Below are 24557 nucleotides of genomic sequence, written 5' to 3'. Positions count from 1 at the left end.
TCACGGCGTCGCGCACCGCTCCACCAGGCGCCGCGCGACGTCCGGCCGCGCCGCCCAGTGCGTGTGCAGATAGCTGGCGTGCACACCCTGCTGCACGAAGCCCTCGACGCGCCGCTCGGGCAGCCGCACGCCCCACGCCGGGGCCGGGCCCGCGCCCGGCTCCATCACCGTGCGGTGGAACTCGTGGCCGCGCATCCGGGCGCCCGCGGGGGCCAGCACGCTGTCGCTGACGGCGACCGCGTCGCGGTAGCCGAGCGTCAGCCGCCCCGACATCCGGGCGTCGGCGTCCAGGACCCCGCACATCGCCTTCCCGTCGAGCGAGCGGGACAGGTACAGCAGGCCCGCGCACTCCGCGACGACCGGGGCGCCCGACTGCGCGAGCTGGGCCACGGCCTTGCGGAGCTGTTCGTTGGCGGCGAGCTCGGGGGCGTAGACCTCGGGGAAGCCGCCGCCGACGACGAGCGCCGCCGTGTTCTCCGGGAGGGACTCGTCGTGCAGCGGGTCGAAGGTGACGACTTCGGCGCCCGCGGCCCGCAGGAGTTCCGTGTGCTCGGCGTAGGAGAAGGTGAAGGCGGCGCCGCCCGCGACGGCCACCACGGGACGGGCGGCGGGAGCGGCCTGCGCGGGCGGCGGGCTCCACGCCGTCACCGCCAGCGGGGGAGCGGTGCGCGCCAGCGCGAGCAGCCCCTCCAGATCGCAGCCCTCGCGCACCATCGCCGCGGCCGCCCGCACCGAGTCGACCGCATCCGAGCTCCGCTCGGCGACCGGGACGAGCCCCAGGTGCCGCGACGGGGTGGCCACCTGAGGAGTCCGGCGCAGCGCCCCGTGAACGGGGACGCCGACCTCCTCCAGTGCCTCGCGCAGCAACTGCTCGTGCCGGTCGGAGCCGACCTTGTTGAGGATGACGCCCGCGAGCCGCACCTGCGGGTCGAACGACGCGAAACCGTGCACCAGCGCCGCCACCGACCGGGACTGCGACGAGGCGTCGACGACGAGCACGACGGGAGCCTTGAGCAGCTTCGCGACATGCGCGGTGGAGGCCAGCTCGCCCTCTCCCGAAGCACCGTCGAAAAGCCCCATCACGCCTTCCACGACGGCCAGTTCGCACCCCGCGGCACCGTGCGCGAACAGTGGCGCGACGAGCTCGGGACCGCACATGTACGCGTCCAGGTTGCGGCCGGGGCGGCCGGTCGCGAGCGCGTGGTAGCCCGGGTCGATGTAGTCGGGCCCGACCTTGTGCGGGGAGACGGCGAGCCCGCGCTCGGCGAACGCCGCCATCAGACCGGTCGCCACCGTCGTCTTGCCCGACCCGGAGGCCGGCGCGGCGACGACCAGGCGAGGAACGTCGAACGTCACCACTCGATGCCCCGCTGGCCCTTCTGCCCGACGTCCATCGGGTGCTTCACCTTCGACATGTCGGTCACGAGATCCGCGAACTCGACCAGCTTCTTTGGGGCGTTGCGCCCCGTGATGACGACGTGCTGGGTGCCGGGCCGGTCGCGCAGCACCCGCACCACCTCGTCGACGTCGATCCAGCCCCAGTGCAGCGGGTACGCGAACTCGTCGAGCACGTACAGCTTGTACGTCTCGGCGGCCAGGTCACGCTTGACCTGCTCCCACCCCTCGCGGGCCTTCTCCTCGTTGTCCGTGTTGTCACCGTGGAGATCACGCTGCACCCACGACCAGCCCTCGCCCATCTTGTGCCAGTCGACGGTGCCGCCCTCGCCGGAGGCGCCGAGCACCTTCAGCGCGTTCTCCTCGCCGACCTTCCACTTCGCCGACTTGACGAACTGGAACACCCCGATCGGCCACCCCTGGTTCCAGGCGCGCAGCGCGAGCCCGAAGGCGGCCGTCGACTTGCCCTTGCCGATGCCCGTGTGCACGAACACCAGGGGACGGTTGCGACGCTGACGTGTCGTCAGCCCGTCGTTCGGTACGACACTCGGTTGTCCCTGCGGCATTAGGCGGCCCTCCTGGCGGTCCGGTCGATCCGGTGGGTCCGGTCGGTTCCCTGTACGTTCTTGACGAGTCCGGCGATGGCGTCGGCCCGCAGCTCCTCCAACGTCACGGCCGTGCCGCCGAGTCGGGCGGCGAGCTGCCCGGCGAGACCGAGCCGCACCATGCCGGTCTCGCAGTCGACGACCACGGAGGCGATGCCCTCGGCGGCGTGCAGCCCGGCGGCCCGCCCGGCCAGCTGCACCGGCTCGGGCCCGCCGGTGGCACGCCCGTCGGTCACGACGACCATCAGCGGCCTGCGCGCCGGATCCCGCAGCCGCTCCACGCGCAGCACCTCGTGCGCCTTGAGCAGCCCGGCGGCCAGCGGTGTACGCCCGCCGGTGGGCAGCGATTCGAGCCGGGCGGCGGCCGCGTCGACGGACGAGGTCGGCGGCAGCGCGACATCGGCGCCCGTGCCCCGGAAAGTCACGAGCCCCACCTTGTCCCGCCGCTGGTAGGCGTCGAGCAGCAGCGACAGGACGGCCCCCTTCACGGCGCCCATCCGCTGCCGGGCGGCCATCGAACCGGAGGCGTCGACCACGAACAGCACGAGATTGCCCTCGCGCCCCTCCCGCGTGGCCTGCCGCAGATCGTCACGGCGCACGACGAGCCCCGGACCGCTGCGGCCCCTGGCCCGCTGGTGCGGGGCGGCGGCCTGCACGGTGGCGGCCAGATGCAGTTTGGTCAGGGCGCCGCGGGGCCGGGTGGCGCCCGTGGTGCGCCCGTGCTCGGTCCGTGCCCGGGACCGCCGCCCGGCCGCGCCCTCGCCGAGCCCCGGCACGCTCAGCATCTTCGTACGGAACGGCTCACCGGCGGAGACGGCCTTCTGCTCCTTCGGCGCCCCGCCACCGGACGCGGGCGCCTCGGCGGGGGCCTCCTCCGGGGCGTCCGGGGCCTCGGGGGTCTCCGGGGTCTCCGGGGTGCCGCCCCCGTCGCCCTGCGGCGGAACCCCACCGCCACCGCCGCCGTCGGGACCGTCGGGGCCCGGGTCCTCGGGGTCGGGCTCGTCGTCGGGCCCGAACTGCTCCAGGGTTTCGTCGAGCTTGTCCTCGTCGAGGCCCGGCGCGTCGAAGGGATTGCGGCGGCGCCGGTGCGGCAGCGCGAGCAGGGCGGCCTGCCGCACGTCCTCCGCCAGCACGTCGGTCCGCCCGGCCCACGCGGCGAGCGCGGTGGCGGTGCGCGCCATCACGATGTCGGCGCGCATCCCGTCGACCTCGAACGCGGCGCAGGTCGCGGCGATCTGCGTCAACGCGCCGTCGCCGAGCCGGACTCGGGGCAGCAGCTCGCGGGCGGCGACGATCCGCGCCCGCACCTCGGCCTCGTCACCGGCCCACCGGGCCGTGAAACCCTCGGGGTCGTCGTCGTACGCGAGGCGCCGCTTGACGACCTCGACGCGCTGCTCCGGTTCCCGGGACGCGGCGACCTCCACGGTCAGCCCGAACCGGTCGAGCAACTGCGGCCGCAGCTCGCCCTCTTCGGGGTTCATGGTGCCGACGAGCAGGAAACGCGCGGCGTGCCGCACGGAGACGCCCTCGCGCTCCACGTACGAGGCGCCCATCGCGGCGGCGTCGAGCAGCAGGTCGACCAGGTGGTCGTGGAGCAGATTCACCTCGTCGACGTACAGGATCCCGCGGTGCGCGTCGGCGAGCAGCCCCGGCTCGAAGGCCTTCACGCCCTCGGCGAGGGCCCGCTCGATGTCGAGCGCGCCGACGAGCCGGTCCTCGGAGGCGCCGACGGGCAACTCGACCATGCGGGCGGCCCGTTGATCCCCGGCACCGGCCTCGTGCGGCCCGTCGGGGCACTGCGGGTCGGGACCGGCCGGATCGCAGGAGAACCGGCACCCGGCGACGACGTCGACGCCCGGCATCAACGCCGAGAGCGCGCGCACGGCGGTCGACTTGGCGGTCCCTTTCTCACCGCGCACGAGCACCCCGCCGACGGCGGGTGACACGGCGTTGAGCAGCAGGGCGAGCCGCAGGTCGTCCTGTCCCACGACAGCGGTGAACGGATAGGGAGCAGCCATTCAACAGCCTTCCTTCAGGCGCCCCGTAAGGGGCGCGGGGAACGGCGCGAGCAACCACACGAAACCCGCACGCGAGAAAAAACCCAGGGGGGTCCGGGGGCGCAGCCCCCGGGGACGGGACGGGAAGGGGAGGAGGGGGCGACTTCCCGTCACGGCGCCCCCGGCGGCACGAACGGCAACCCCACCGGCGCACCCCCCTCGATCAACCGCCACAGTGCATCGGTGTCGGCGTACCGCTCGATGAGATCCCCGAGCTTGTCCAACTGCTCCTCCCGCAGCTCGGCGAACGAGGTATCCGCCGCCGGAACGAACCGCCGCCCCGCATCCCGAGCGACCTCCCGCAGAAACGCCCGCCGGAACCCGTCCGACTCGAGCGACCCGTGCCAGTGCGTGCCCCACACGGCCCCCACCCGGCACCCGTCCAGAAACTCCCGGCCCCCCGTCACGTCGGCGACCCCGTGATGGATCTCGTACCCCTCGACGTACTCCCCGAGGGCCTTGCCCACGGGCCGCGCAAGCGTCTTCTCGCGGGCGAACCGCACCCGTACGGGCAGCAGCCCGAGCCCCTCGACGACACCGGCCCGGGACTCGACCTCGTCCTCGATCCGCTCGCCGAGCACCTGGAACCCGCCGCAGATCCCGAGCACGGGGCGCCCCTCGGCGGCCCGGCGCACGATCGCGTCGGCGAGCCCGCGCTCGCGCAGCCACTCCAGCGCCTTCACCGTCCCGCGCGTCCCCGGTACGACGACCAGGTCGGCGTCGGCCAGTTCCTCGGCCCGGTCCACGAACCGCACCACGACGCCCGGTTCGGCGGCCAGCGCGTCGACGTCGGTGAAGTTCGACATCAACGGCACCGCGCACACGGCGACCCGCAGCACGTCCTCGCCCACCGGGGCGGCGACGACGGACTCCCGCACGGTCCCCCGCAGGGAGACGCGCAGCCCGTCCTCCTCGTCGATGCCGAGCCCGTGCTGATACGGAAGAACGCCGTAAGTGTCGCGCCCGGTCAGGGACTTGAGCATGTCGAGCCCGGGTTCGAGCAAGGTCACGTCGCCGCGGAACTTGTTGACGAGATACCCCGCGAGCAACTCCTGGTCCTCGGGCGCGAGCAGCGCCGTCGTCCCGAAGAACGAGGCGAAGACGCCGCCCCGGTCGATGTCGCCCACGACGAGTACCGGCAGTCGCGCGGCCCGCGCGATGCCCATGTTCACGATGTCGGTGCGCCGCAGATTGATCTCGGCGGGCGACCCGGCGCCTTCGCAGATCACAGCGTCATGACTGCCCCGCAACTCCTCCAGACACCCCACGACGGTGTCGAGCAGCGCGGCCTGCCGCCCCCCGTGATAGCCACGCGCACTCAGCTCACCCACGGGCTTGCCCATGAGCACGACCTGACTGCTGCGGTCACTGCCCGGCTTGAGCAGCACCGGGTTCATCAGCGCGCTCGGCTCGACCCGGGCGGCCTGCGCCTGCATGGCCTGGGCGCGGCCGATCTCGGCGCCCTCCCGGGTCACGAACGAATTGAGGGACATGTTCTGCCCCTTGAACGGCGCGACCTTCACGCCCTGCCGCACCAGCCACCGGCAGATACCGGCGGTGACGACACTCTTCCCGGCGTCGGAGGTGGTCCCCGCGACGAGGAGCCCGCCGCCCGTCATCGACGACCCCGAACCCGAACCCGTACCAGTCGCGCACCCACACAGACTCCCCACGCCAGCAGACTCACGCGCCGCGACAACCGCGCGGCCCGCTCGACATCGGCCGTGCGCACCGCACGGCCCTCCTCGTTCAGCACGGGCCGGTGCTCGACCCGCCCCGCGTACGACAACGTCCCCCCGAGCCGCACCCCGAGCGCCCCCGCGAAGGAGGCCTCGACGACGCCGGCGTTGGGGCTCGGGTGCCGTCCGGCATCGGCGCGCCACGCCCGTACGGCGTCGCGCGGCCGTCCACCGCCGAGCACGGCGAGCGCTCCGGTCAGCCGGGCCCCCGGCCATCCGGCGACATCGTCGAGCCGGGCCGAGGCCCACCCGAACCGCCGGTACCGCTCGGACTTGTGCCCGACCATCGCGTCGAGCGTGTTCACGGCACGGAAGGCGAGCAGCCCCGGCACCCCGCCCACGGCGCCCCACACCAGCGCGCCCACCACGGCGTCCGAGGTGTTCTCGGCGACGGACTCCACGACGCCGCGCGCGATCCCGTCGGCGTCCAGCCCTTCCGGGTCGCGCCCGCACAGCCGCGGCAGCAGCTCCCGCGCCAGCTCCACGTCCCCGGCCTCCAGGGCGGACCCGATGGCACGGGCCTCCCGGCCCAGCGAGGTGCCGCCGACCACGGCCCAGGTCGCGGCGGCGGTCAGCGCGACGGAGGCGGCGGGGGAGCGGCGTACGGCGTACGAGGCGAGGGCTCCGGCACCGGCGGCGCCCCCGGCGCACACGGCGGTGTGCAGCGCGCCCCATCCACGGTGGTCCCGCCACAGCACCCGCTCGACGGCGCCCGCGGCGCGGCCGAACCCGGCGACGGGATGCCCACGGCGCGGATCACCAAGCAGAAGATCGGCAAGCAGTCCGGCAGCGGCCCCGTACGCGAACACGCGCCCGGACCGCCGTACGCCGCGCGGGGCGAACATGGCGGTAGTTGTCCTCACTCAGGGTGTCCACGCCCTGGTTCGACGAGACCGGCAGCGAGAGTTCCTGGCTCGACCTGCGCTCGCAGATCTGACAGTGGCGGGACCGCGCCGGATTCGCACCGGCTTCCTCAACTGCTGCCGTATATGGCGGGGGAAGTCCATCACGGGCCGCGAAGGGGCGTCAACTCGCTGTTGACCTGGGACGGGAGAGTGTGGGCAGCCCCACACGGAGCCCCGTACGGCCCCGGAACGCACCGCGGGCCCGGACCGTGGAGGTCCGGGCCCGCGGGGGCGATCGCGGTCAGGCCACGATCAGAAAGATCCCGTACGCCACGGCCGCTGCGCAGGCCGCGAAGCACGCGTACGCGCCCGACACGGCGAGGGCCGCCGAGTCGCCCCGCTGCGCCGCGGCCTCCTTCTTGGAGAGGCCGATGATGCCCAGGGTGAACAGGCCCACCAGGCCCACGGTGACCACGAGGCTGACTCCGAAGACGGAGCCGAGGGCCGCCCAGTCGATCTTCATAGCTGGTCCTGCTTCCTTACAGCGTGGCGCCGGCGGGGCGCGCGGGGTCGGCCGGGGCCGGAGCCGCGATGGTCGCCTTGACCGGGGCCTCGGACTCGTCGGTGGTCAGCGTGCCGGCGGGCGGCGGGGTGACCGCGGCGATGGCCGCCGTCACGACGCCCGCGGGCTCCTCGGCCGGCTCCGTGGCGGTGCCGATCTCGTCGTCCGTGACGTTCGTGTGGTCGATGGAGTTGCGGCGCGACAGCTTCCAGATGACGCCGGAACCGGCGACCAGGAGAGCGGCCGTCAGGCCGACGCCCCACGGGCCCTGCTTGGTCAGGAACTCGGCGCCCGCGCCCACCAGACCGGCGGCCGGCAGGGTCAGGCCCCACGCGACGAACATCCGGGTCGCGGTCGACCAGCGCACGACACCGCCCTTGCGGCCGAGGCCCGAGCCCATCACGGCGCCGGAGCAGACCTGCGTGGTGGAGAGCGAGAAGCCGATGTGCGAGGAGGCGAGGATCGCCGTCGCGGCCGACGTCTGCGCGGCGAAGCCCTGCTGCGGCGCGAGGTCGGTGAGGCCCTTGCCCATGGTGCGGATGATCCGCCAGCCGCCCAGGTAGGTGCCGAGCGCGATGGCCGTACCGGCCGAGACGATGACCCACAGCGGCGGGTCGGCGTCGTGCTGCAGCACACCACCGGTGATCAGGGCGAGCGTGATGATGCCCATCGTCTTCTGCGCGTCGTTGGTGCCGTGCGCGAGGGAGACGAGGCCCGCCGAGGCGATCTGCCCGGCGCGGTAGCCCTTGGAGGTGGCCTTCTCGTCGGTGTTCTTGCTGATCCGGTAGGTCAGGCGCGTCGCGAACATCGCGGCGAGGCCGGCGACGATCGGTGCGGCGACCGCGGGCAGCAGCACCTTGGTGACGACCGTGCCGCCGTTGACCGCGTCCCAGCCCATCGACATGACCGCGGCGCCGATGAGGCCGCCGAACAGGGCGTGCGAGGAGCTGGACGGCAGGCCGAGCAGCCAGGTCAGGAGATTCCAGAGGATGGCACCTACGAGCGCCGCGAAGATGACCTCTGTCTTGAGGCCGTCCTCGTTGATGATGCCGCCGGAGATGGTCTTGGCGACCTCCACGGAGAGAAACGCTCCGACGAGGTTCAGCACGGCGGACATGGCCACCGCCGTCTTCGGCTTGAGGGCGCCTGTCGAGATGGTCGTCGCCATCGCGTTGGCGGTGTCGTGGAAACCGTTGGTGAAATCAAAAACCAGCGCGGTAACGATCACGATCGCAAGGAGCAGCGTGATGTGTTCCATTTACCCAGGCTTCGGTTGGACGTCAGTGGCAGTTCGAACGTAAGCACGTCGGGTGAACGGAAGATGAACTGGGGCGGGCGCGAGAGTGACCCGATGCGGAGTACCGCCGCCCCGCTTGTCGCGGGACGGCGGCAAAGACTCCGTTTGACCCCCGGGGCGACCCCCGCGGAGCCCCGGAATCACGGGTTCCGCGGGACTTTGGTCCCGGTCCCGGCTACCCCCGGGCGAACTTCCTCAACTGGGCCATGGATCCGTTGAAGAGATTCTGGTCACCCGGCAGGCTGCCGCTGTTGTCGTACTGCCAGAACGTCCAGTACGACCACCCCCTGGGCAGCGCCCCCGCACTCTCGTCGTAGCGCGCGAGCCACAGGGCGTGGTTGGCGGCGAAGGCCCCGCTGTTACCGGTGCAGGTCTTCCACCAGTGGTAGTTCGTGTAGATCACCGGGCGCCGCCCGGTCCTGCGCTTGATCTCGTTGCTGAAGGACTTGATCCACGACACCAGCCTGCCCTTGCTCATGCCGTAGCACTTCTTCTTGCTGTACGGGTTGTACTCGATGTCGAGCGCGGGCGGCAGCGTCCAGCCGTCCCGTGACCAGGCCCCGCCGTTGCGGACGAAGTACGCGGCCTGGGTCGCGCCGGACGACTTGTTGGGCAGCGCGAAGTGGTAGGCGCCGCGGATGATGCCGGCGCTGCGGGCGCCGTTGTACTGCTGCGAGAAGTACGGGTTCTTGTAGTTCGTCGACTCGGTCGCCTTCACGTAGACGAACCGGGCCCCCCGGTTCTTCGCCTTCGACCAGTTGACCTTCTTCTGGTGCGACGAGACGTCGTGCCCCTTGGGCAGCGCCGCCGCCTGGGCCGGCAGCTCCGCCAGTACGGTTCCCCCCACGGTCAGAGCGGCGACGGATGTTGCCGCGATCATGCGGACACGACGACGGGACGGTTTGTGGTCACGAGCCATATTTCCCCCCGGATGGCGACGTGCATGACAAATCCCCCAGAGGTTACCGGAAGATCCCTTCTTGCCCGTCGAACCCCAGCCAATCGCCCTTGGTGGGTGATCCCTGCCCATATGTGAGCTTCCGGACGCCTGCCTTCCGCACTAACCTGCCCCGCTCCGCGGCTGGCAGGATGCGCGCCATGACGAGCCACGGAGCGATCTCCGGACAGACATCGGAACGAGCCTGGGCGCAGGCATGGGACGAGTTGGTGGCGACGGCCCGCAGGACGGTCGCCGACGGACTGGTCGTCGGTACCTCCGGCAATGTCTCGGTGCGGGTGGGGGACCATGTGCTCGTCACCCCGAGCGGCGTCCCGTACGACCGGCTCGGCCCGGACGACCTCGTCGCCGTCGACCTCGACGGCGGGCGGTGCGCCGGTCGCCTCACGCCGACCAGCGAGCTGCCCATGCACCTCGCGGTCTACCGGCACACGACCGCGCGCGCCGTCGTGCACACGCACGCCGTGCACGCCACGGCCGTCTCCACGCTCGTCCCCGAACTCCCGCCCGTCCACTACATGGCGGCGGCCCTCGGCGGTCCCGTCCGTGTCGCCCCCTACGCGACGTACGGCACCGAGGAGTTGGCCGAGAACATGCTCAGCGCGCTGACCGACCGCACCGGATGTCTTCTCCAGAACCACGGCACGGTCACATACGGCGCATCCCTTCACCAGGCCTACGACCGAACCGCCCAACTGGAATGGATGTGCCGCTTGTGGCTCACGGCCCACTCCGTCCCCGGCCTGAACCCGTCGCTCCTGACCGAAACCCAGATGTCCGCGGCAGCCACCCGCCTCGCCGGCTACGGCCAACCCCACCCCGACAACTGAACCCCGCGCGCCCCGAAGCCTTGGGCAAGCCGCCGCCGGTCGCCCCCGCCTTGGGTAATCTGCCGCGCGCCGCGCCGCCTTGGGCAATCTGCCGCCTTGGGCGGCAGGCTGGGCAAGGCGGCGCCCCGGCGCGGGGTGAGCGCTTCATCCGGCGTCCAGCTCGGTCCCGGTCGCGTTCTCGCCGGGTGCGGCTCCGGTGGGGGCTGGTCGCGCAGTTCCCCGCGCCCCTACGGGGCCCGACCGCAGCCGCAGATCGATACAGCCCCGCGCCCCTACGGGGCCCGACCGCAGCCGCGGATCGATACAGCCCCGCGCCCCTACGGGGCCCGACCGCAGCCGCACACCGACACAGCCCCGCGCCCCTGCCGGGCACGATCCCGCGGGAGGCAGGCGTACAGCGCCCCCCGCGGAGCACTCGTACCGGACCCACCCCGACAAGGAGGCCCGGTGAGCAGAACCCGTACGCCGAATCCGACCCGCCCGGCGCCGACGTCACTCCTGCCCCGCGCCCCGCTGGCCGGGGCGCCCCGGGCCCCCGACACTGGACGAGTGCGCACCGCCAAAGCGACGGCCGCTGCCGTCACCGCCGTGATAGGGGCCTCGGCCGCCGCGATCGCCGCAGGCCGCCTGGCCAGCGACGCCGCGCTCAAGGCGCCCGCAGGCCGCCCCCTGCCCACCGAGCCCCGGCTCACCGTCCACGCCATCGCCGCGGGACACATCACCCTGACCCGGGACCTGGCCTCCCAGTACCCGGGCACGTACGGACTCGCGGGTGACGGCTTCCACGCCGTCGTGGGACCGGTCGTCGCATCGGCCCCGCACCCCGCGGACACCGTCGTGCGCCGCCTGGAACGGGTCACCCACGGCACCCTCGAACCCGGTGCCAGGGCCTGGCTCACGCCCCAGGTCCACATCGGCGACCCCAAGTCCGCGCTCGGCCTCGACCACGCCGACGTCGACATCCCCGGCGAACTCGGCACGCTGCCCGCCTGGTTCCTGCCCGGCGCCCGCGACACCTGGGTCATCGCCGTGCACGGCCTGGGCACCACCCGCGAACACCCCATGAACCTCATGGAGTTCCTGCACCACCAGCAGTTCCCGGTGCTCGACCTCGGCTACCGCGGCGACCTCGGCGCGCCCCGCTCCCCGGACGGCCTCAGCCACCTCGGCGAGTCGGAGTGGCGCGACCTGGACGCCGCGCTGCGCTACGCCGTGCGCTACGGCGCCCGGCGCGTCATCGTGCTCGGCTTCTCCACCGGCGCCGCGATGGCCCTGCACGCCGCCGCCCACTCCGCGCTGCGCGACCGCATCGCGGGTCTCGTCCTGGACAGCCCGGTGCTCTCCTGGGAGGCCACGCTGCGCGCCCTGGCCGTGGCCCGCCGCACGCCCTCGCCGCTGCTGCCGCTCGCGGTGCGCGCCGCGCAGGGCCGCACGGGGCTGACCGGCGACCGGCTCGCGGAGACCATGGGCCCCGACGCCCTCAAGATCCCCACGCTGGTGGTCCACGGCCCCGAAGACGAGGTCGCCCCCTGGGCCTTCTCGCGCCGCCTCGCCGCCCGCCGCCCCGACCTGGTCTCCCTGCACACCGTGGACGAGGCCCCGCACAACGGGATGTGGAACGCGGACCCGGCGACGTACGAGGAGACCCTGCGCCGCTTCCTGACCCCGCTGATGTGAGCTGATGTGACCCCTGAGGCCAGTGCCCCGCACCCGGTCGCGACCTCCGAACACAGGGCCGCGTTTGGGAATTCGCGGGGTCACCCTGGAGACTGCTCCAGTGACGTCCCGTACCCCGCGCGACTCCAGGCTTCGACTAGTCCGCCCTCGCCGCCAGCCGCTGACCCCCGCTGCCCCGCGCCGAGCGCCCCGCCCCGCCCCGCGCCCCCCGGAGGGCACCCCGCCCCCGGCCGAACTCGCCCGCACCGCCCGTGCGGGCCTGGCCGCCGCCGTACGCGTGGCGCGCTGGGCGGACGCCACCCTCAGCCCCGGTAACGAGACGGCCACCCGGGACGGCAAGGGCACCCTCTCCGACGCCACCGCGCGCCGCGCCGCCGACGACCTCGGTCTGACCGTGGACCGGGTCCGTGCCGACTGGGACACCGCCCGTCTCGCGGGCCTCGTCGAGGTGCACGGCGACAGCGCGCGCCCCGGCTGGCGGCTGCGGGTCTGGGACCGCGACGAGACCGCCGTGCTGCGCGGCTGGGTCGCGCTCTTCGACGCCTGGTCCCTCGTGCACCCGGCGCCGGACTCCCTGGAGGCCGCCGCGGTCGCCGAAGTCGTCGAGGCGATGCCGCAGTTGCTCTCCTTCCTGCAGCTGATGGCCGGCCCGGTCGCCGCGGCCCAGCTCCTCGACCTGCTCGACCAGCGCGTCACCGAACTGCGCACGGAACGCTGCGAGATCCCCTTCGGGCCGCAGCCCGAGCCGGTCTCCCCGAAGGACACCCCGCTCCTCCCGCTCCTCGACTGGGCCCTGCACGGCCTCGCCTCCGTCGGCGCGCTCACGTACGCCGACGAGCACGCCACGCTCACCCCGCTGGGCAGCTGGGCGGTCTGGGTCAAGCTGGAGCAGATCTGCGTCGCCGCCCAGTCCCCGGCGGGGAACATCGAGGTCAGCGCCGAGGACATGTTGCGCGGCTGCGCCCGCCTGCGGCCCAACGCGGCGCGCGCCGAGTACCGCGCCTGGCTCGCCGCCCGGGATGTCGGCAACGCGGTCGTCGAGCTCCTCGACGCCGCCCGCGGCGAGGACGCCCTGCTGCGCGGCCTCGCCTTCGAGGCGCTGCGTGTCGTCGGCGGCCCCGCCGAACCCGAGGTGCGCCGCGCCGCCGACGAGCCGGGCCTGCGCCCCTACGCGCTGATCTGGCTCGCCGAGGCCGAGGGCGCCGACCCCGAGGACGTGCACACCGTCCTCACCCGCGAGGAGGCGACCTGGCTGTGGGTCGACACCGCGGCGGCCGTCGCCGACCACGGTGAAGCCCCGCTCCTCGTCCGGCACTTGGAGTCCGCGGTGCAGCCCACCGTGCCCCAGCTGATCGAGGAGGTCCGCGCCGTCGGCCACCCGCGCACGGTGCAGGTCCTGGTCGCGCTGGCCGCCGCCCATCCCGACCCGGCGCTCGCGAAGGCGGTGCGCAGGGCGGCCTTCCAGGTCCACACGGGCGGCGCGTGACGCCTCACCTGAAGGTGTTGCACTGCGCCATGTCGCCGCTCTTGAAGCCCTGGTAGAACCACTGCTGGCGCTGCGCGGCCGAGCCGTGCGTCCATGACTCGGGCGTCACCCGGCCCTGGTAGCGCTCCTGGATCCGGTCGTCGCCGACGGCGGCGGCCGCGTCCAGACCGTCGCGGATGTCGGCGTCGGTGAGGCGCGTGATCAGCGGCCGGCCCGTCGACTCGTCGGGCGTGCGCGTCGCGTTGCGGGCCCACACGCCCGCGTAGCAGTCGGCCTGCAGCTCGACCTTGACTGCGTTGCTGTTCTGCCCGGTCCGCCCGTCCTGCGAGCGCGACAGGGTGCCCATCAGGTTCTGCACGTGGTGCCCGTACTCGTGGGCCACGACGTACGCCTGCGCGAACGGCCCGCCGGACGAGCCGAACTTGGTGCGCAGCTCGTCGAAGAAGCCGAGGTCGAGATAGACCTTGCGGTCGCCTGGGCAGTAGAACGGGCCGACCGCCGACGTCGCCGCCCCGCACGCCGTGCTCACCCGGTTGGTGAAGAACACCGTGGAGGCGGGCGTGTAGCGGGCGCTGCGGCGGGCGAACTCCTGGCGCCAGAAGTCCTGCACGCTGTTGACCACCGCGACGGTCCTGCAGTCGTCCTTGGCGTTCGCGTCCGCCCCCGTGTGGCACTGCTGCTGCACCTGGGCCGCGCTCGACACGGTCGTCGCGGGGGAGTCGCCGCCGTCCGAGGAGAGCCCGAACTCGTTCGTGCCGAAGAACAGGCCGATCACCAGGGCGAGCAGCCCGGCGAGACCGCCGCCGATGGTCGCCCTGCCGCCGGGGACCCGGCTGCTGCGCACGTCCTGGACCTCCGACGTGTCCAGATCGGCGTCGTCGTCGAACTGCATGCCCGTACCGCCCTCTCACCGGGAAACACCCAGTTCATCCTGTTACGTGCCTGACTGGAGAGCCTTGATCCGGCGGCCGAACGGGGGACGCGCGCGCCCGCGCGCGCCGTGTCGCCGCCGCCCGAGGGTCCGCTCGTACGGCCTCACCGCTACGCTCTGCGCCGGATTCGTGGCAGAAGGTGACAGGCGGGGGGTTCGTGATGGCGGTGGTGCCGCTCGACGTGACGGCCGAGGCGGGTCCGGTACGGCCCGCGGCCGTGCGCCCCCTGGGCCTGCCGCAGCCACCGCCCCGCAGGGCCCGCGCCGGACTTCTGCGGCCCGCGCTCGCCGCCCTCCTCGCGGGCCTCCTGTTCACCGCCGCCCACTTCCTGCGCCCCGCGCCCTACGGGGACCACCTCGCGCGCGTGGCCGCGCACCCCGGCGCGGCCGCCCCGCTGCTGCGGGCCGGGGGCGGCGGCGTCGAGGCGTACGACGCCGAGGGGCTCCGCTGGCGGCACACCCGCGAAGGGCGGCGGGCGCTCGCCGTGCTGCCTGCCGCCGGGCACGCCTTCGCGCTGTGGAGCGACGGCCTCGTCACCGACACCGCGCGTACCACCGGCCGCACCGTGCGCTGGCACCGCGCGATCCCGGACGCGGCGCCCTGGCTGCGCACCCCGGGCGCGCACGCCGGCCGCGGCGTCCTCCAGCCGCTCGGCCCCGACGCCCGGATGCTCGCCGTCGTCACCCCGCGGCGCATCGCCGCCTACCGCGTCGCCGACGGGGACCTGCGCTGGGTGCTGCCCGCGCGCGCGGGTTGCGCGTTCGAACCGGCCACCTACATGCGGCGTGAAACGGCGCTGCTCGTGGCCCAGCCCTGCGCCGACCCGGCCGTCGACTGGACCGAGCGGATCGTGGCCGTCGACGACCTCGGCAGGATCGTTCCGCGCCGCACTCCGCTGGGCAACGAACTGCCGGGACAGGGGGCGGCGCACGAAGCGGAGGGCGAGCGGCCGGGACGCCCGGCAAAAGCGCTTGCCCCTCACCGGTAAACTGGCCTGTATGACGTTTCTTCTCTGGGTGCATTAGCGGCACAGACCGGCCCCCGCCCCGTCAATCAGCCGTTTCTGCCCTGGAGACCCACCCGTGATCACCGCATCCGGTATCGAACTGCGCGCCGGCGCCCGCATCCTCATCGAGAACGCCAACTTCCGAGTCGCCAAGGGCGACCGCATCGGCCTCGTGGGCCGCAACGGCGCGGGCAAGACCACCCTCACCAAGTGCCTGGCCGGTGAGGGCATCCCGGCCGCCGGCACCATCGCCCGCTCCGGCGAGGTCGGCTATCTGCCGCAGGACCCGCGCACCGGCGACCTCGACGTGCTCGCCCGCGACCGCATCCTGTCCGCCCGAGGCCTCGACGTCCTCATGCGCAAGATGCGCGAGAACGAGCAGCGCATCGCGAACGGCACGGGCGCCACGCAGGCCAAGGCCCTCAAGCAGTACGAGCGCCAGGAGACCGAGTTCCTCACCAAGGGCGGGTACGCCGCCGAGGCCGAGGCCGCCACCATCGCCGCCGCGCTCAACCTCCCCGACCGTGTGCTCGGCCAGCCCCTGCACACGCTCTCCGGCGGTCAGCGGCGCCGTATCGAGCTGGCCCGCATCCTCTTCTCGGACGCCGACACGCTCCTGCTCGACGAGCCCACGAACCACCTGGACGCGGACTCGATCGTCTGGCTGCGCGACTACCTGAAGACGTACAGCGGCGGCTTCATCGTGATCTCCCACGACGTGGACCTGGTCGAGACGGTCGTCAACAAGGTCTTCTACCTGGACGCCAACCGCTCCCAGATCGACGTCTACAACATGGGCTGGAAGCTCTACCAGCAGCAGCGCGAGGCCGACGAGAAGCGCCGCAAGCGCGAGCGCCAGAACGCCGAGAAGAAGGCCGCCGCGCTCAACGCGCAGGCCGACAAGATGCGCGCCAAGGCGACCAAGACGGTCGCCGCGCAGAACATGGCCAAGCGCGCCGACAAGCTCCTCGCGGGCCTGGAGGCCGTGCGCCAGAGCGACAAGGTCGCCAAGCTGCGCTTCCCCGAGCCCGCGCCCTGCGGCAAGACGCCGCTCATGGCCGAGGGCCTCTCGAAGTCGTACGGCTCCCTGGAGATCTTCACCGACGTCGACCTGGCCATCGACAAGGGCTCGCGCGTCGTCATCCTCGGGCTCAACGGTGCGGGCAAGACCACCCTGCTGCGCCTGCTCGCCGGTGCCGAGAAGCCCGACACCGGCCAGGTCGTCGAGGGCCACGGCCTCAAGCTCGGCTACTACGCCCAGGAGCACGAGACGCTCGACCCCGAGCGCACCGTCCTGGAGAACATGCGCTCGTCCGCACCCGACCTCGACCTCGTCGAGGTCCGCAAGGTGCTCGGCTCGTTCCTGTTCTCCGGCGACGACGTCGACAAGCCGGCCGGGGTCCTCTCCGGCGGTGAGAAGACCCGTCTCGCGCTCGCGACCCTCGTGGTCTCCGCCGCGAACGTGCTCCTCCTCGACGAGCCGACGAACAACCTCGACCCGGCCTCCCGCGAGGAGATCCTCGGCGCGCTGCGCACCTACAAGGGCGCCGTCGTCCTCGTCACGCACGACGAGGGCGCCGTCGAGGCGCTCCAGCCGGAGCGGATCATCCTGCTGCCCGACGGTGTCGAGGACCTGTGGGGCCAGACCTACGCGGATCTCGTCGCGCTCGCCTGACCGGCCCCGGGGCTTCCCTGAGCGTCAGCACGGCTTGATCGAATGGCTGATCCACTCCGTATGGATCATTCGGCCGATCCGTGATCCTTCATCTGAGTGAGATCGCCTCGTACCGAGGTGTGTCCTACACGGAATTCGGGCCGCTCTCGGCGGCGGAGCCCTTGCGGCGCCTGGGGAGTCGCTGACCTGCCGGTTTTTTAGAACCGATGGTTCCGGTGGCCGCGAAAAGCCTCCGGAACCTCATGTTCCACTCGTGTGGATCGCCGCCGGGCCCGGAATTCCGGGCCTACAGACCTTGCCGAATGGGTGGCCAGGAAGCCCGCAAGGGGTGATCATGGGAAATCCAGAGCGCACTTCCCATGAGGAGGCACGGGTGGCCGAGACTCTGAAGAAGGGCAGCCGGGTGACCGGCGCCGCGCGCGACAAGCTCGCGGCAGACCTGAAGAAGAAGTACGACTCCGGTGCGAGCATCCGGGCACTGGCCGAGGAGACCGGCCGCTCGTATGGCTTCGTCCACCGGATGCTCAGCGAATCCGGGGTCACGCTGCGAGGTCGCGGCGGGGCCACGCGAGGCAAGAAGGCCGCGGCAAGCTGACGCGGCCGGCCCGTCCGCCCTGCGCACCATCCTGAGCGGCGGGCCGCACCGGCTCCGGCGGTGACCACCCGGTCGGTTCCCCGATCGGCCGGGTGGTTACTGTGCAGTCACTTACGTCGTTCGCGATCGCTGGTGAGCGACCGCTCGACGACTGCGCAGACTCGGAGGCCCAGATGATGGCGGACACCCCCGCACCCCTGCTCGACAAGGACGGGGTCAAGCTCACCGTCGACGACGCCGTCGCCACGGTGACCCTGACCAACCCGGACAAGCGCAACGCCCAATCTCCCGCTCTGTGGCGGGCGTTGGCCGATGCCGGGCGCGCCCTGCCGGGCTCCGTGCGGGTCGTCGTGGTGCGCGGTGAGGGCAAGTCCTTCTCCGCGGGCCTGGACCGTCAGGCGTTCACGCCCGAGGGCTTCGACGGCGAGCCGTCCTTCATCGACCTGGCACGCGGAGACGACGAGTCCCTGGACTCCACCATCGCCGAGTACCAGGACGCTTTCACCTGGCTGCGGCGCAGCGACATCCTGTCCGTCGCCGCGGTCCAGGGGCATGCGATCGGAGCGGGCTTCCAGCTCGCCCTCTCCTGCGACCTGCGCGTCGTCGCCGACGACGTGCAGTTCTCCATGCGCGAGACCAGCCTCGGACTCGTACCGGACCTGACCGGCACGCACCCGCTCGTCTCGCTCGTCGGCTACGCGCGCGCCCTGGAGATCTGTGTCACCGGGCGCTACGTGCACGCGGACGAGGCCGTCGCCAGCGGCCTCGCCAACGTCGCCGTGCCCGCCGAGCAGCTGGCGGAGGCGACCTCCGACCTGGTCGGCGCCCTGGTCGCCGCCCCGCGCGACGCCGTGATCGAGACCAAGGCGCTGCTGCAGGGCGCCGCAGGCCGCACCCTCGACGAGCAGCGCGCGGCCGAGCGGGCCGCGCAGGGACGCCGACTGCGGGACCTGGCGGGCGTCGGCGAATGAGCTGACGCCGGCGGGCCCCCTAGGCGTCCACGTCCGTCACCAGTACGGCGACCGTCGGGCCGTCCGGGAGTGCCGTCGTCACGGCCTCGCGGACGGCCCGCGCCACGTCCAGCGCGCGCTGCCCGGAGGCCACCGCCAGTTCCAGCCGCACATGGCGGCGCGGCAGGGTGGCCGCACCCGCCGTCTCCGTGATGTGGACGGCGCGGCCCATGCCGCCCAGCGCCCCCGTCAGCCGTGCCACCCCGGCCACCCCGAGCGCGGCCCGCGCGGCGCGGCCCGCGTCGCCGGTCGGAGCGGACTCCTCGGCCGGGGCCGGGGCCGGTCCCGGCTCCGGTTCCTGCTGCGGCCGCGGGGCCTCGTCGAGCAGCGCCGTCACCTCCAGGTCCACCTCCGCCACCACCAGGCCGAGCCGCTCACGCGCCGCATCGGTGAGCGCCGCGCGCAGCCGCGCCGCGGTCTGCGGCAGCGGCTCGTCCGCCGTCACCTCGCACTGCGCGTCGATCCGCAACGGCCCCGGCGGCAGCGCGCTCGGCGGCGCCGGAACCGCCGGCTCGTCCGCGGTCCCTGGGTCGCAGAGGGCGAGACGCAGCGCCCCTAGGCGCACGCCGGGCATCGTGGCCACCGCCCGGCGCAGCGCACCACGCGCCGCGCCCTCCGTGACCCACGCCCCGTCACCCGCTTCGCCCAACGGCAGCACCCTGCCGAGTCCGAGCTGCTGTCTCACTGCCTGTGCCCATCGGTCAGCCGTCATTGACCCAGGCTGCCTCATCCGGGGCGCGGCTTCGGGTAACCGCACATAGTGTGGGCAAAAGTAAGCAGGACCCCGCAGGGAGACCGCACCTCACAGAGGGGACACCCCCGATGAGCGACACCGTACAGAAGCCGGGCGACACGTCCGCAGCCGCCCAGTCGGCCAAGACCAGCGTGACCAAGAGGGGCGGCGGCGACCCCGCGTCCCGCGGCCGTACCACCATCGCCGACGGCGTCGTCGAGAAGATCGCCGGAATGGCGGCGCGCGACGTGGACGGTGTGCATGCGATGGGCAGTGGCCTCTCCCGCACCTTCGGCGCCGTGCGCGACCGAGTGCCGGGCGGCTCCAAGTCCGTGACGCGCGGCGTGAAGGCCGAGGTCGGAGAGGTCCAGACGGCCCTCGACCTGGAGATCGTCGTCGAGTACGGCGTGTCGATCGCGGACACCACACGTGCCGTACGGGAGAACGTGATCGCGGCGGTCGAGCGCATGACGGGGCTCGAGGTCGTCGAGGTGAACATCGCCGTCAGCGACGTGAAGCTGCCGGACGAGGAAGAAGAGGAGCCGGAAGGCCGCCTTCAGTGAGCACCGCGCGCACCCGCGCCCGGCGCCCGGCACTCCCGGCCCGTTGAACTGCTGACCCGTAGCTCGTTGCACTCGTAGCTCGTAGAAGGAGCACACGATGAATCTGGCCGTGATCGGCATGATCGCCGGCATGGCTCTCGGATTCGCCGGATACTTCGGCGGCTTCGGGGCCTTCCTGCTGGTGGCGGCGCTCGGCGCCATCGGCTTCGTCGCGGGCCGGTTCCTGGAAGGGGACCTGGAAGTCGGCGAGTTCTTCCGTTCGCGCGGCGATCGGCGGGGCTGACCCATGGCGGCACAGGTCGCGCCGGCCGAGCGCGGCGCGACCCGGATCGCCGACCGGGTCGTCGCGAAGATCGCCGCACAGGCGGCACGTGAGGCACTGGACGCAGCTCCGCAGGACGGCGCGCCGCCGCACGCCGCGGTCACCGTCCACCAGGACACCGCGCGCGTTCGGATCAGCCTTGAGCTGGGCTTTCCGGGGGACATCGGCGCCCAGTGCGGCGCCGTGCGTCGCCAAGTCGCCGAGCGGGTAAGGACGTTGGCGGGAATGGAGGTGCCGGAGGTGGCCGTCCAGGTGGAGCGGCTGCACCCGGCGCAGGCGCGCGGCGCGGGGAGGATCCGATGAGCGAGCCCACCCAGCGGCTGCCCGTGGTCGAACGCGAGCCCGACGCGGAAGGCCCTCTCGGCCAGTCGGCGTCCGCGGCCGACTACGAACCGCAGCCCACCCTGGAGGGCGAGGAGAAGCCCGCCCGCTTCTGGTCGGGCCGCCGGGTCCCCGCGGCGATCGCGGCCCTGGTGTTGCTCGGCGGCTTCGGCATCCTGCTCTACGACGTCGCCGCCGTGCGCGCCGGGCAGCCGGCCATGCAGTGGCGTCGCAGCCTCGCCGACCACCTCGCCCAGTGGCACCTCGACGACACCGCCGTGCTGATCGGCGCGGGCGTCGCCGCCGCGCTCGGCCTGTGGCTGATCGTGCTCGCGCTGACCCCGGGACTGCGCGCCGTCCTGCCGATGCGCCGTACGCACACCGACGTGCGTGCGGGCCTGCACCGGGACGCCGCCGCGATGGTGCTGCGCGACCGGGCCATGGAGGTGTCCGGCGTGCAGTCCGTACGCGTCCGGATGAAGCGCAAGAAGGTGGAGGCGCGGGCCGTCTCGCACTTCCGTGAACTCGACGACGTACGCGCCGACCTGGACGCCACGCTCAGCGACGGCATCCGGGAGCTGGGGCTCGGCTCCGCGCCCGGACTCTCGGTGCACGTGGCGCGGCCCGGACGGAAGGGGTGAGCGGCGTGCTCAGGACCGTGAACCGGATCGTGCTCGGACTGATCGGGCTGCTCCTCGTCCTCGGCGGCGGCTCGCTGCTCGCCGTGGGGCTCGGGGTGAAGCCGCCGTCCTGGTGGGTCTACGACAGCAAGGACGACGTCCTGCTGAGCGCGGCCGACCGGCACCGCTGGCAGGACGAGGGCTGGTGGTGGCCTACGGTGATCGCCGTGCTCGGTGTCGTCGTGCTGCTCGCCCTGTGGTGGCTGGTCGCCCAGCTCCGGCGTCGCCGCCTCGGCGAGGTGCTGGTCGACACCGGCGACGGCGAGGGCGCCCTGCTGCGCGGGCGGGCCCTGGAGAGCGTCCTGGTGAGTGGCGCCGAGGGACTCGACGGAGTGGAGCGGGCCGGCGTCCTGCTGACCGGCCGCCGCTCCACGCCCCAGGCCCGCATGGGCCTCACCCTCGCCTCGCACGCCGCCCCCGGTGCGGCCCTCCAGCGCCTCAGCGACGAGGCCCTGAAGCAGGCACGGGACTCCGCGGGCCTCGCGTCCCTCCCCGCGGAGGTCCGGCTCCGGGCGGTCAAGCACCGCGCGGAGAGGGTGAGTTGAGGCTCACGAACACGGCCGTCCAGCGGCGGGCCCGCACCTCGACGAGGTGCGGGCCCACCGCACGAAGCAGCCCTCTGCCGGTCAGAACCCGTGCCGGAAGCCGCCGTCGACCGGCAGCATGACCCCGGTCAGATAGGACGCGGCCGGGGACAGGAAGAACGCCGCGGCCTTGCCGAACTCCTCCGGCGTGCCGTAGCGGCGCAGCGGGATGCGGGACTCCTGTGCGGCGCGCGTCGCCTCCGGGTCCGCCGACATCCCGTCCAGCTCCCGTACGCGGTCGGTGTCGATCCGGGCGGGCAGCAGGCCCACGACCCGGATGCCGCGCGGGCCCAGCTCGTCCGCGAGGGACTTGGCGAATCCGGCGAGGCCGGGGCGCAGCCCGTTCGAGATGGTCAGCCCCGGGATCGGCTCGTGCACCGAGCCGGAGAGCACGAAGCCGATGACGCCGCCCGCGCCGAGCTCGGCCGCCGCGGCGCGGGCGAGCCGCACCGCGCCCATGAACACCGAGGAGAACGCCGCCTCCCACTGCTCGTCGGTGTTGTCCGCGACGAACCCCGGCGCGGGCCCGCCCACGCTGACGAGAATCCCGTCGAACCCGCCGAACTGCTCGCGCGCGGCGCCGATCACCCGCTCGGCGATCGCCGGATCGGCGTTGTCCGCGGCGACCCCGAACGCGTTCGGGCCGAGCTCGGCCGCCGCGTTCTTCACCTTCTCCTCGTCGCGCCCGGTGATGACGACCTTCGCGCCGTCGCCGATGAGCTGGCGCGCCGCGGCGTTGCCGAGGCCCCGGGTGGCGCCGGTGACTACGTAGACACGGTCCTTCAGTCCAAGATCCATGGCTCTATCCTGCCTCTTTGTCCGGGTCCGCCGCGAACAGGGTCAGCGCGGTCCCGACGAGCCCGATGTGGCTGAAGGCCTGCGGGAAGTTGCCCAGCTGACGCTCGCGCGCCGGGTCGTACTCCTCGGCGAGCAGCCCCACGTCGTTGCGGAGCGCCACCAGCCGATCGAACAGCTCGCGCGCCTCCTTCGTCCGGCCCGTCAGATGCAGCGCGTCGGCCAGCCAGAACGAGCAGACGAGGAAGGCGCCCTCGTCCCCTGGCAGCCCGTCGACCGCGTTGCCCTCGGTGCTGTAGCGGCGCACGAAGCCGTCCCGGGCCAGTTCGTCGCGTACCGCGTCGACCGTACCGACGATCCGCGGATCGTCCGCCGGGAGGAAACCCACCCGGGGGAGCAGCAGCAGGGCGGCGTCGAGCTCGCGCGAGCCGTAGTACTGGGTGAACGTGCCGCGCTCGGCGTCATAGCCGTGCTCGCACACATCACGGTGGATCGTGTCGCGCAGCTCCCGCAGCCGGCCGATGTCGCCGGGCAGCTCCGGGTCGTCCTCCAGGGCGCGCACCGTGCGGTCCGCGGCGACCCACGCCATCACCTTCGAGTGCACGAAGTGGCGGCGCGGCCCGCGCACCTCCCACAGCCCCTCGTCGGGCTCGCGCCACGCGCCGTGCAGGAAGTCCAGGAGCGCCAACTGCAGCTGCCACGCGTGCGGTTGGGCCTTCAGACCGGAGCGGCGGGCCAGCGCGAGCGAGTCGACGACCTCGCCGTACACGTCGAGCTGCAGCTGCCGTACGGCGTCGTTGCCGGACCGTACGGGACGGGAGTCGCGGTACCCCTTCAGCCAGTCCAGCTCCTGCTCGGGCAGCCGCCGCTCGCCCGCGAGCCCGTACATGATCTGCAGGTCGTCGGGGTTGCCCGCGGCCGCCCGCAGCAGCCAGTCGCGCCACGCCTCGGCCTCCTCCAGATAGCCCGCCGAGACCAGCGCGCCGAGCGTGAGCGTGGAGTCCCGCAGCCAGCAGTAGCGGTAGTCCCAGTTGCGTACGCCGCCGATCTCCTCCGGCAGCGAGGTGGTGGGGGCGGCCACGATGCCGCCGGTCGGCACGTACGTGAGGGCCTTGAGGGTGAGCAGGGAACGGATCACGGCGTCGCGGTGCGGCCCGTCGTAGCGGCAGCGGTCGGACCACGCCCGCCAGTCCTCCAGGCTGTGGCGCAGCGACTCGTACGGGTCGACGAGCGCCGGGCGCACCTCGTGCGAGGGGTGCCACGTCAGCACGAAGGCCACCTTCTCGCCCTCCTCGACCGTGAACTCCGCGTACGTGCAGAAGTCCTCGCCCCAGGTACGCACCTCCGGCTCGCTGCGCAGCCACGCCGAGTCGGGGCCCGCGACGGCCACCCGGTGCCCGTCGACGCGGCGCACCCAGGGCACCGCGGAGCCGTAGTCGAAGCGCAGCCGCAGCGCGCTGCGGACGGTGACGCGGCCGCCGGTGCCCTCGACGATGCGGACGAGGTCGGGGGCCCGGTCGCGCTGCGGCATGAAGTCGGTGACCCGGACGCTGCCGTCGTCGGTCTCCCACTCGGTGTCGAGCACGAGGGTGCCGGGCCGGTAGGAGCGCCGGGCGCACTCCTCGGCGCCCTGCGGGGCGATCCGCCAGTGCCCGTTCTCCTCGTCGCCGAGCAGCGCGGCGAAGCAGGCCGGCGAGTCGAAGCGCGGCAGACACAGCCAGTCGACGGAGCCGTTCCGCGCGATCAGGGCGGCCGTCTGCTCGTCGCCGACGAGCGCGTAGTCCTCAATGGGGCGATGCATATCTGTCCGGTTGCCCCCTCAGGGGCGCGGCGAACTGCGCGATCAACCACACACAACCGGTACGCGCGAAGCGGCATCAACCAGGCAGC

Annotated in this window: 24 protein-coding genes and 1 riboswitch; of the genes, 12 read left to right on the top strand and 12 right to left on the bottom strand. The window is 73.1% G+C overall.

The genetic code is table 11. The features are described from left to right. The 8 genes from J3486_RS28720 to J3486_RS28685 all read right to left on the bottom strand — a co-directional run bounded on the left by J3486_RS28720 (position 1) and on the right by J3486_RS28685 (position 9419). Positions 1–1359: a cobyrinate a,c-diamide synthase gene (locus J3486_RS28720; RefSeq protein WP_207825412.1), complete on the bottom strand. Its 1359-nt coding sequence runs from the start codon at positions 1357–1359 to the stop codon at positions 1–3. Then, positions 1353–1961 (bottom strand): cob(I)yrinic acid a,c-diamide adenosyltransferase, encoded by a 609-nt coding sequence (gene cobO, locus J3486_RS28715; protein WP_207825410.1) that lies wholly within the window; start codon positions 1959–1961, stop codon positions 1353–1355. Before cobO ends, J3486_RS28720 begins: the two co-directional genes overlap by 7 nt. Further along, positions 1961–4018, bottom strand: a complete 2058-nt coding sequence (locus J3486_RS28710) for a putative cobaltochelatase (RefSeq protein ID WP_207825408.1) — start codon at positions 4016–4018, stop codon at positions 1961–1963. Before J3486_RS28710 ends, cobO begins: the two co-directional genes overlap by 1 nt. Positions 4019–4167: 149 nt before the next feature. Continuing rightward, positions 4168–5676 carry a cobyric acid synthase gene (locus J3486_RS28705; RefSeq protein WP_207825405.1) on the bottom strand — a complete coding sequence of 503 codons (1509 nt, stop codon included), beginning with the start codon at positions 5674–5676 and terminating at the stop codon, positions 4168–4170. Continuing rightward, on the bottom strand, positions 5673–6641 hold the full coding sequence (locus J3486_RS28700; protein ID WP_207825404.1) for a cobalamin biosynthesis protein: 969 nt from the start codon (positions 6639–6641) through the stop codon (positions 5673–5675). The genes J3486_RS28705 and J3486_RS28700 overlap by 4 nt, the downstream gene beginning before the upstream one ends. 58 nt (positions 6642–6699) lie before the next feature. After that, a riboswitch (cobalamin riboswitch) is annotated at positions 6700–6771 on the bottom strand. 171 nt (positions 6772–6942) lie between these two features. Then, positions 6943–7164, bottom strand: coding sequence for a hypothetical protein (locus tag J3486_RS28695; RefSeq protein ID WP_207825401.1), 222 nt, complete (start codon positions 7162–7164; stop codon positions 6943–6945). A 16-nt stretch (positions 7165–7180) separates the two neighbouring features. Then, positions 7181–8461 carry an inorganic phosphate transporter gene (locus tag J3486_RS28690; protein ID WP_207825399.1) on the bottom strand — a complete coding sequence of 427 codons (1281 nt, stop codon included), beginning with the start codon at positions 8459–8461 and terminating at the stop codon, positions 7181–7183. 214 nt (positions 8462–8675) lie between these two features. After that, positions 8676–9419, bottom strand: coding sequence for a lysozyme (locus tag J3486_RS28685; protein ID WP_207825398.1), 744 nt, complete (start codon positions 9417–9419; stop codon positions 8676–8678). Between the two features lie 179 nt (positions 9420–9598). Between J3486_RS28685 and J3486_RS28680 the strand changes: the two genes are divergently transcribed. From J3486_RS28680 to J3486_RS28670, 3 genes are all read left to right on the top strand, one after another. Further along, positions 9599–10288, top strand: a complete 690-nt coding sequence (locus J3486_RS28680) for a class II aldolase/adducin family protein (protein ID WP_229378759.1) — start codon at positions 9599–9601, stop codon at positions 10286–10288. A gap of 549 nt (positions 10289–10837) precedes the next feature. Further along, positions 10838–11965 carry an alpha/beta fold hydrolase gene (locus J3486_RS28675; RefSeq protein ID WP_207825393.1) on the top strand — a complete coding sequence of 376 codons (1128 nt, stop codon included), beginning with the start codon at positions 10838–10840 and terminating at the stop codon, positions 11963–11965. 100 nt (positions 11966–12065) lie between these two features. After that, positions 12066–13451: a hypothetical protein gene (locus J3486_RS28670; protein WP_207825391.1), complete on the top strand. Its 1386-nt coding sequence runs from the start codon at positions 12066–12068 to the stop codon at positions 13449–13451. A 4-nt stretch (positions 13452–13455) separates the two neighbouring features. Here the strand turns inward: J3486_RS28670 and J3486_RS28665 are convergent, their stop codons facing one another. After that, on the bottom strand, positions 13456–14343 hold the full coding sequence (locus J3486_RS28665; protein ID WP_207825388.1) for a neutral zinc metallopeptidase: 888 nt from the start codon (positions 14341–14343) through the stop codon (positions 13456–13458). A gap of 200 nt (positions 14344–14543) precedes the next feature. On the opposite strand from J3486_RS28665, the gene J3486_RS28660 reads away from it, so the two are divergent. From J3486_RS28660 to J3486_RS28645, 4 genes are all read left to right on the top strand, one after another. Continuing rightward, on the top strand, positions 14544–15371 hold the full coding sequence (locus J3486_RS28660; protein WP_229378758.1) for a hypothetical protein: 828 nt from the start codon (positions 14544–14546) through the stop codon (positions 15369–15371). Positions 15372–15465: 94 nt separating this feature from the next. Further along, positions 15466–17064 carry a ribosomal protection-like ABC-F family protein gene (gene abc-f, locus J3486_RS28655; RefSeq protein WP_207825386.1) on the top strand — a complete coding sequence of 533 codons (1599 nt, stop codon included), beginning with the start codon at positions 15466–15468 and terminating at the stop codon, positions 17062–17064. Between the two features lie 373 nt (positions 17065–17437). After that, positions 17438–17659: a helix-turn-helix domain-containing protein gene (locus J3486_RS28650; RefSeq protein ID WP_018533414.1), complete on the top strand. Its 222-nt coding sequence runs from the start codon at positions 17438–17440 to the stop codon at positions 17657–17659. Positions 17660–17832: 173 nt separating this feature from the next. Further along, a complete protein-coding gene (locus J3486_RS28645) occupies positions 17833–18630 on the top strand; it encodes an enoyl-CoA hydratase/isomerase family protein (protein WP_374194786.1) in 798 nt (265 codons plus the stop codon). Positions 18631–18649: 19 nt separating this feature from the next. On the opposite strand, the gene J3486_RS28640 is transcribed toward J3486_RS28645, so the two are convergent. Beyond that, the gene (locus J3486_RS28640) at positions 18650–19381 is read right to left on the bottom strand and encodes a nucleopolyhedrovirus P10 family protein (protein ID WP_207825384.1); all 732 of its coding nucleotides are present in this window, start codon (positions 19379–19381) and stop codon (positions 18650–18652) included. A 110-nt stretch (positions 19382–19491) separates the two neighbouring features. Here J3486_RS28640 and J3486_RS28635 point away from each other — a divergent pair, with 110 nt between their 5' ends. From J3486_RS28635 to amaP, 5 genes are all read left to right on the top strand, one after another. Further along, complete coding sequence (locus J3486_RS28635; RefSeq protein ID WP_207825380.1) at positions 19492–19965, top strand: Asp23/Gls24 family envelope stress response protein; 474 nt, start codon at positions 19492–19494, stop codon at positions 19963–19965. Positions 19966–20062: 97 nt separating this feature from the next. Then, positions 20063–20248, top strand: a complete 186-nt coding sequence (locus J3486_RS28630) for a hypothetical protein (RefSeq protein ID WP_026246397.1) — start codon at positions 20063–20065, stop codon at positions 20246–20248. Positions 20249–20251: 3 nt separating this feature from the next. Next, positions 20252–20590, top strand: a complete 339-nt coding sequence (locus tag J3486_RS28625) for an iron-sulfur cluster assembly protein (RefSeq protein ID WP_207825378.1) — start codon at positions 20252–20254, stop codon at positions 20588–20590. Beyond that, positions 20587–21249, top strand: a complete 663-nt coding sequence (locus J3486_RS28620) for a DUF6286 domain-containing protein (protein ID WP_207825376.1) — start codon at positions 20587–20589, stop codon at positions 21247–21249. The genes J3486_RS28625 and J3486_RS28620 overlap by 4 nt, the downstream gene beginning before the upstream one ends. Further along, on the top strand, positions 21246–21833 hold the full coding sequence (amaP, locus tag J3486_RS28615) for an alkaline shock response membrane anchor protein AmaP (RefSeq protein WP_207825374.1): 588 nt from the start codon (positions 21246–21248) through the stop codon (positions 21831–21833). The genes J3486_RS28620 and amaP overlap by 4 nt, the downstream gene beginning before the upstream one ends. Before the next feature lie 81 nt (positions 21834–21914). On the opposite strand, the gene J3486_RS28610 is transcribed toward amaP, so the two are convergent. Beyond that, the gene (locus J3486_RS28610) at positions 21915–22670 is read right to left on the bottom strand and encodes an SDR family oxidoreductase (protein ID WP_207825371.1); all 756 of its coding nucleotides are present in this window, start codon (positions 22668–22670) and stop codon (positions 21915–21917) included. Positions 22671–22674: 4 nt separating this feature from the next. Continuing rightward, entirely contained in the window at positions 22675–24468 is a 1794-nt protein-coding gene (locus J3486_RS28605) for a glycoside hydrolase family 15 protein (RefSeq protein WP_207825369.1), read from the bottom strand. Between the last annotated feature and the right edge of the window lie 89 nt (positions 24469–24557).

It is taken from the genome of Streptomyces sp. VRA16 Mangrove soil (genome assembly GCF_017377775.1).
GTDB lineage: Bacteria > Actinomycetota > Actinomycetes > Streptomycetales > Streptomycetaceae > Streptomyces.
Note: the sequence above shows the minus strand (reverse complement) of the source record. Positions and strands in the feature narration are given on the sequence as shown.

What these genes read in the sequence shown, in the direction of transcription:
- cobO (WP_207825410.1), bottom strand. Translation starts at nt 1,961, where the DNA reads ATGCCGCAGGGACAACCGAGTGTCGTACCGAACGACGGGCTGACGACA.
- J3486_RS28710 (WP_207825408.1), bottom strand. Translation starts at nt 4,018, where the DNA reads ATGGCTGCTCCCTATCCGTTCACCGCTGTCGTGGGACAGGACGACCTG.
- J3486_RS28705 (WP_207825405.1), bottom strand. Translation starts at nt 5,676, where the DNA reads ATGACGGGCGGCGGGCTCCTCGTCGCGGGGACCACCTCCGACGCCGGG.
- J3486_RS28700 (WP_207825404.1), bottom strand. Translation starts at nt 6,641, where the DNA reads ATGTTCGCCCCGCGCGGCGTACGGCGGTCCGGGCGCGTGTTCGCGTAC.
- J3486_RS28695 (WP_207825401.1), bottom strand. Translation starts at nt 7,164, where the DNA reads ATGAAGATCGACTGGGCGGCCCTCGGCTCCGTCTTCGGAGTCAGCCTC.
- J3486_RS28690 (WP_207825399.1), bottom strand. Translation starts at nt 8,461, where the DNA reads ATGGAACACATCACGCTGCTCCTTGCGATCGTGATCGTTACCGCGCTG.
- J3486_RS28685 (WP_207825398.1), bottom strand. Translation starts at nt 9,419, where the DNA reads ATGGCTCGTGACCACAAACCGTCCCGTCGTCGTGTCCGCATGATCGCG.
- J3486_RS28680 (WP_229378759.1), top strand. Translation starts at nt 9,599, where the DNA reads ATGACGAGCCACGGAGCGATCTCCGGACAGACATCGGAACGAGCCTGG.
- J3486_RS28665 (WP_207825388.1), bottom strand. Translation starts at nt 14,343, where the DNA reads ATGCAGTTCGACGACGACGCCGATCTGGACACGTCGGAGGTCCAGGAC.
- J3486_RS28660 (WP_229378758.1), top strand. Translation starts at nt 14,544, where the DNA reads ATGGCGGTGGTGCCGCTCGACGTGACGGCCGAGGCGGGTCCGGTACGG.
- J3486_RS28645 (WP_374194786.1), top strand. Translation starts at nt 17,833, where the DNA reads ATGATGGCGGACACCCCCGCACCCCTGCTCGACAAGGACGGGGTCAAG.
- J3486_RS28640 (WP_207825384.1), bottom strand. Translation starts at nt 19,381, where the DNA reads ATGACGGCTGACCGATGGGCACAGGCAGTGAGACAGCAGCTCGGACTC.
- J3486_RS28635 (WP_207825380.1), top strand. Translation starts at nt 19,492, where the DNA reads ATGAGCGACACCGTACAGAAGCCGGGCGACACGTCCGCAGCCGCCCAG.
- J3486_RS28630 (WP_026246397.1), top strand. Translation starts at nt 20,063, where the DNA reads ATGAATCTGGCCGTGATCGGCATGATCGCCGGCATGGCTCTCGGATTC.
- J3486_RS28625 (WP_207825378.1), top strand. Translation starts at nt 20,252, where the DNA reads ATGGCGGCACAGGTCGCGCCGGCCGAGCGCGGCGCGACCCGGATCGCC.
- J3486_RS28620 (WP_207825376.1), top strand. Translation starts at nt 20,587, where the DNA reads ATGAGCGAGCCCACCCAGCGGCTGCCCGTGGTCGAACGCGAGCCCGAC.
- J3486_RS28610 (WP_207825371.1), bottom strand. Translation starts at nt 22,670, where the DNA reads ATGGATCTTGGACTGAAGGACCGTGTCTACGTAGTCACCGGCGCCACC.
- J3486_RS28605 (WP_207825369.1), bottom strand. Translation starts at nt 24,468, where the DNA reads ATGCATCGCCCCATTGAGGACTACGCGCTCGTCGGCGACGAGCAGACG.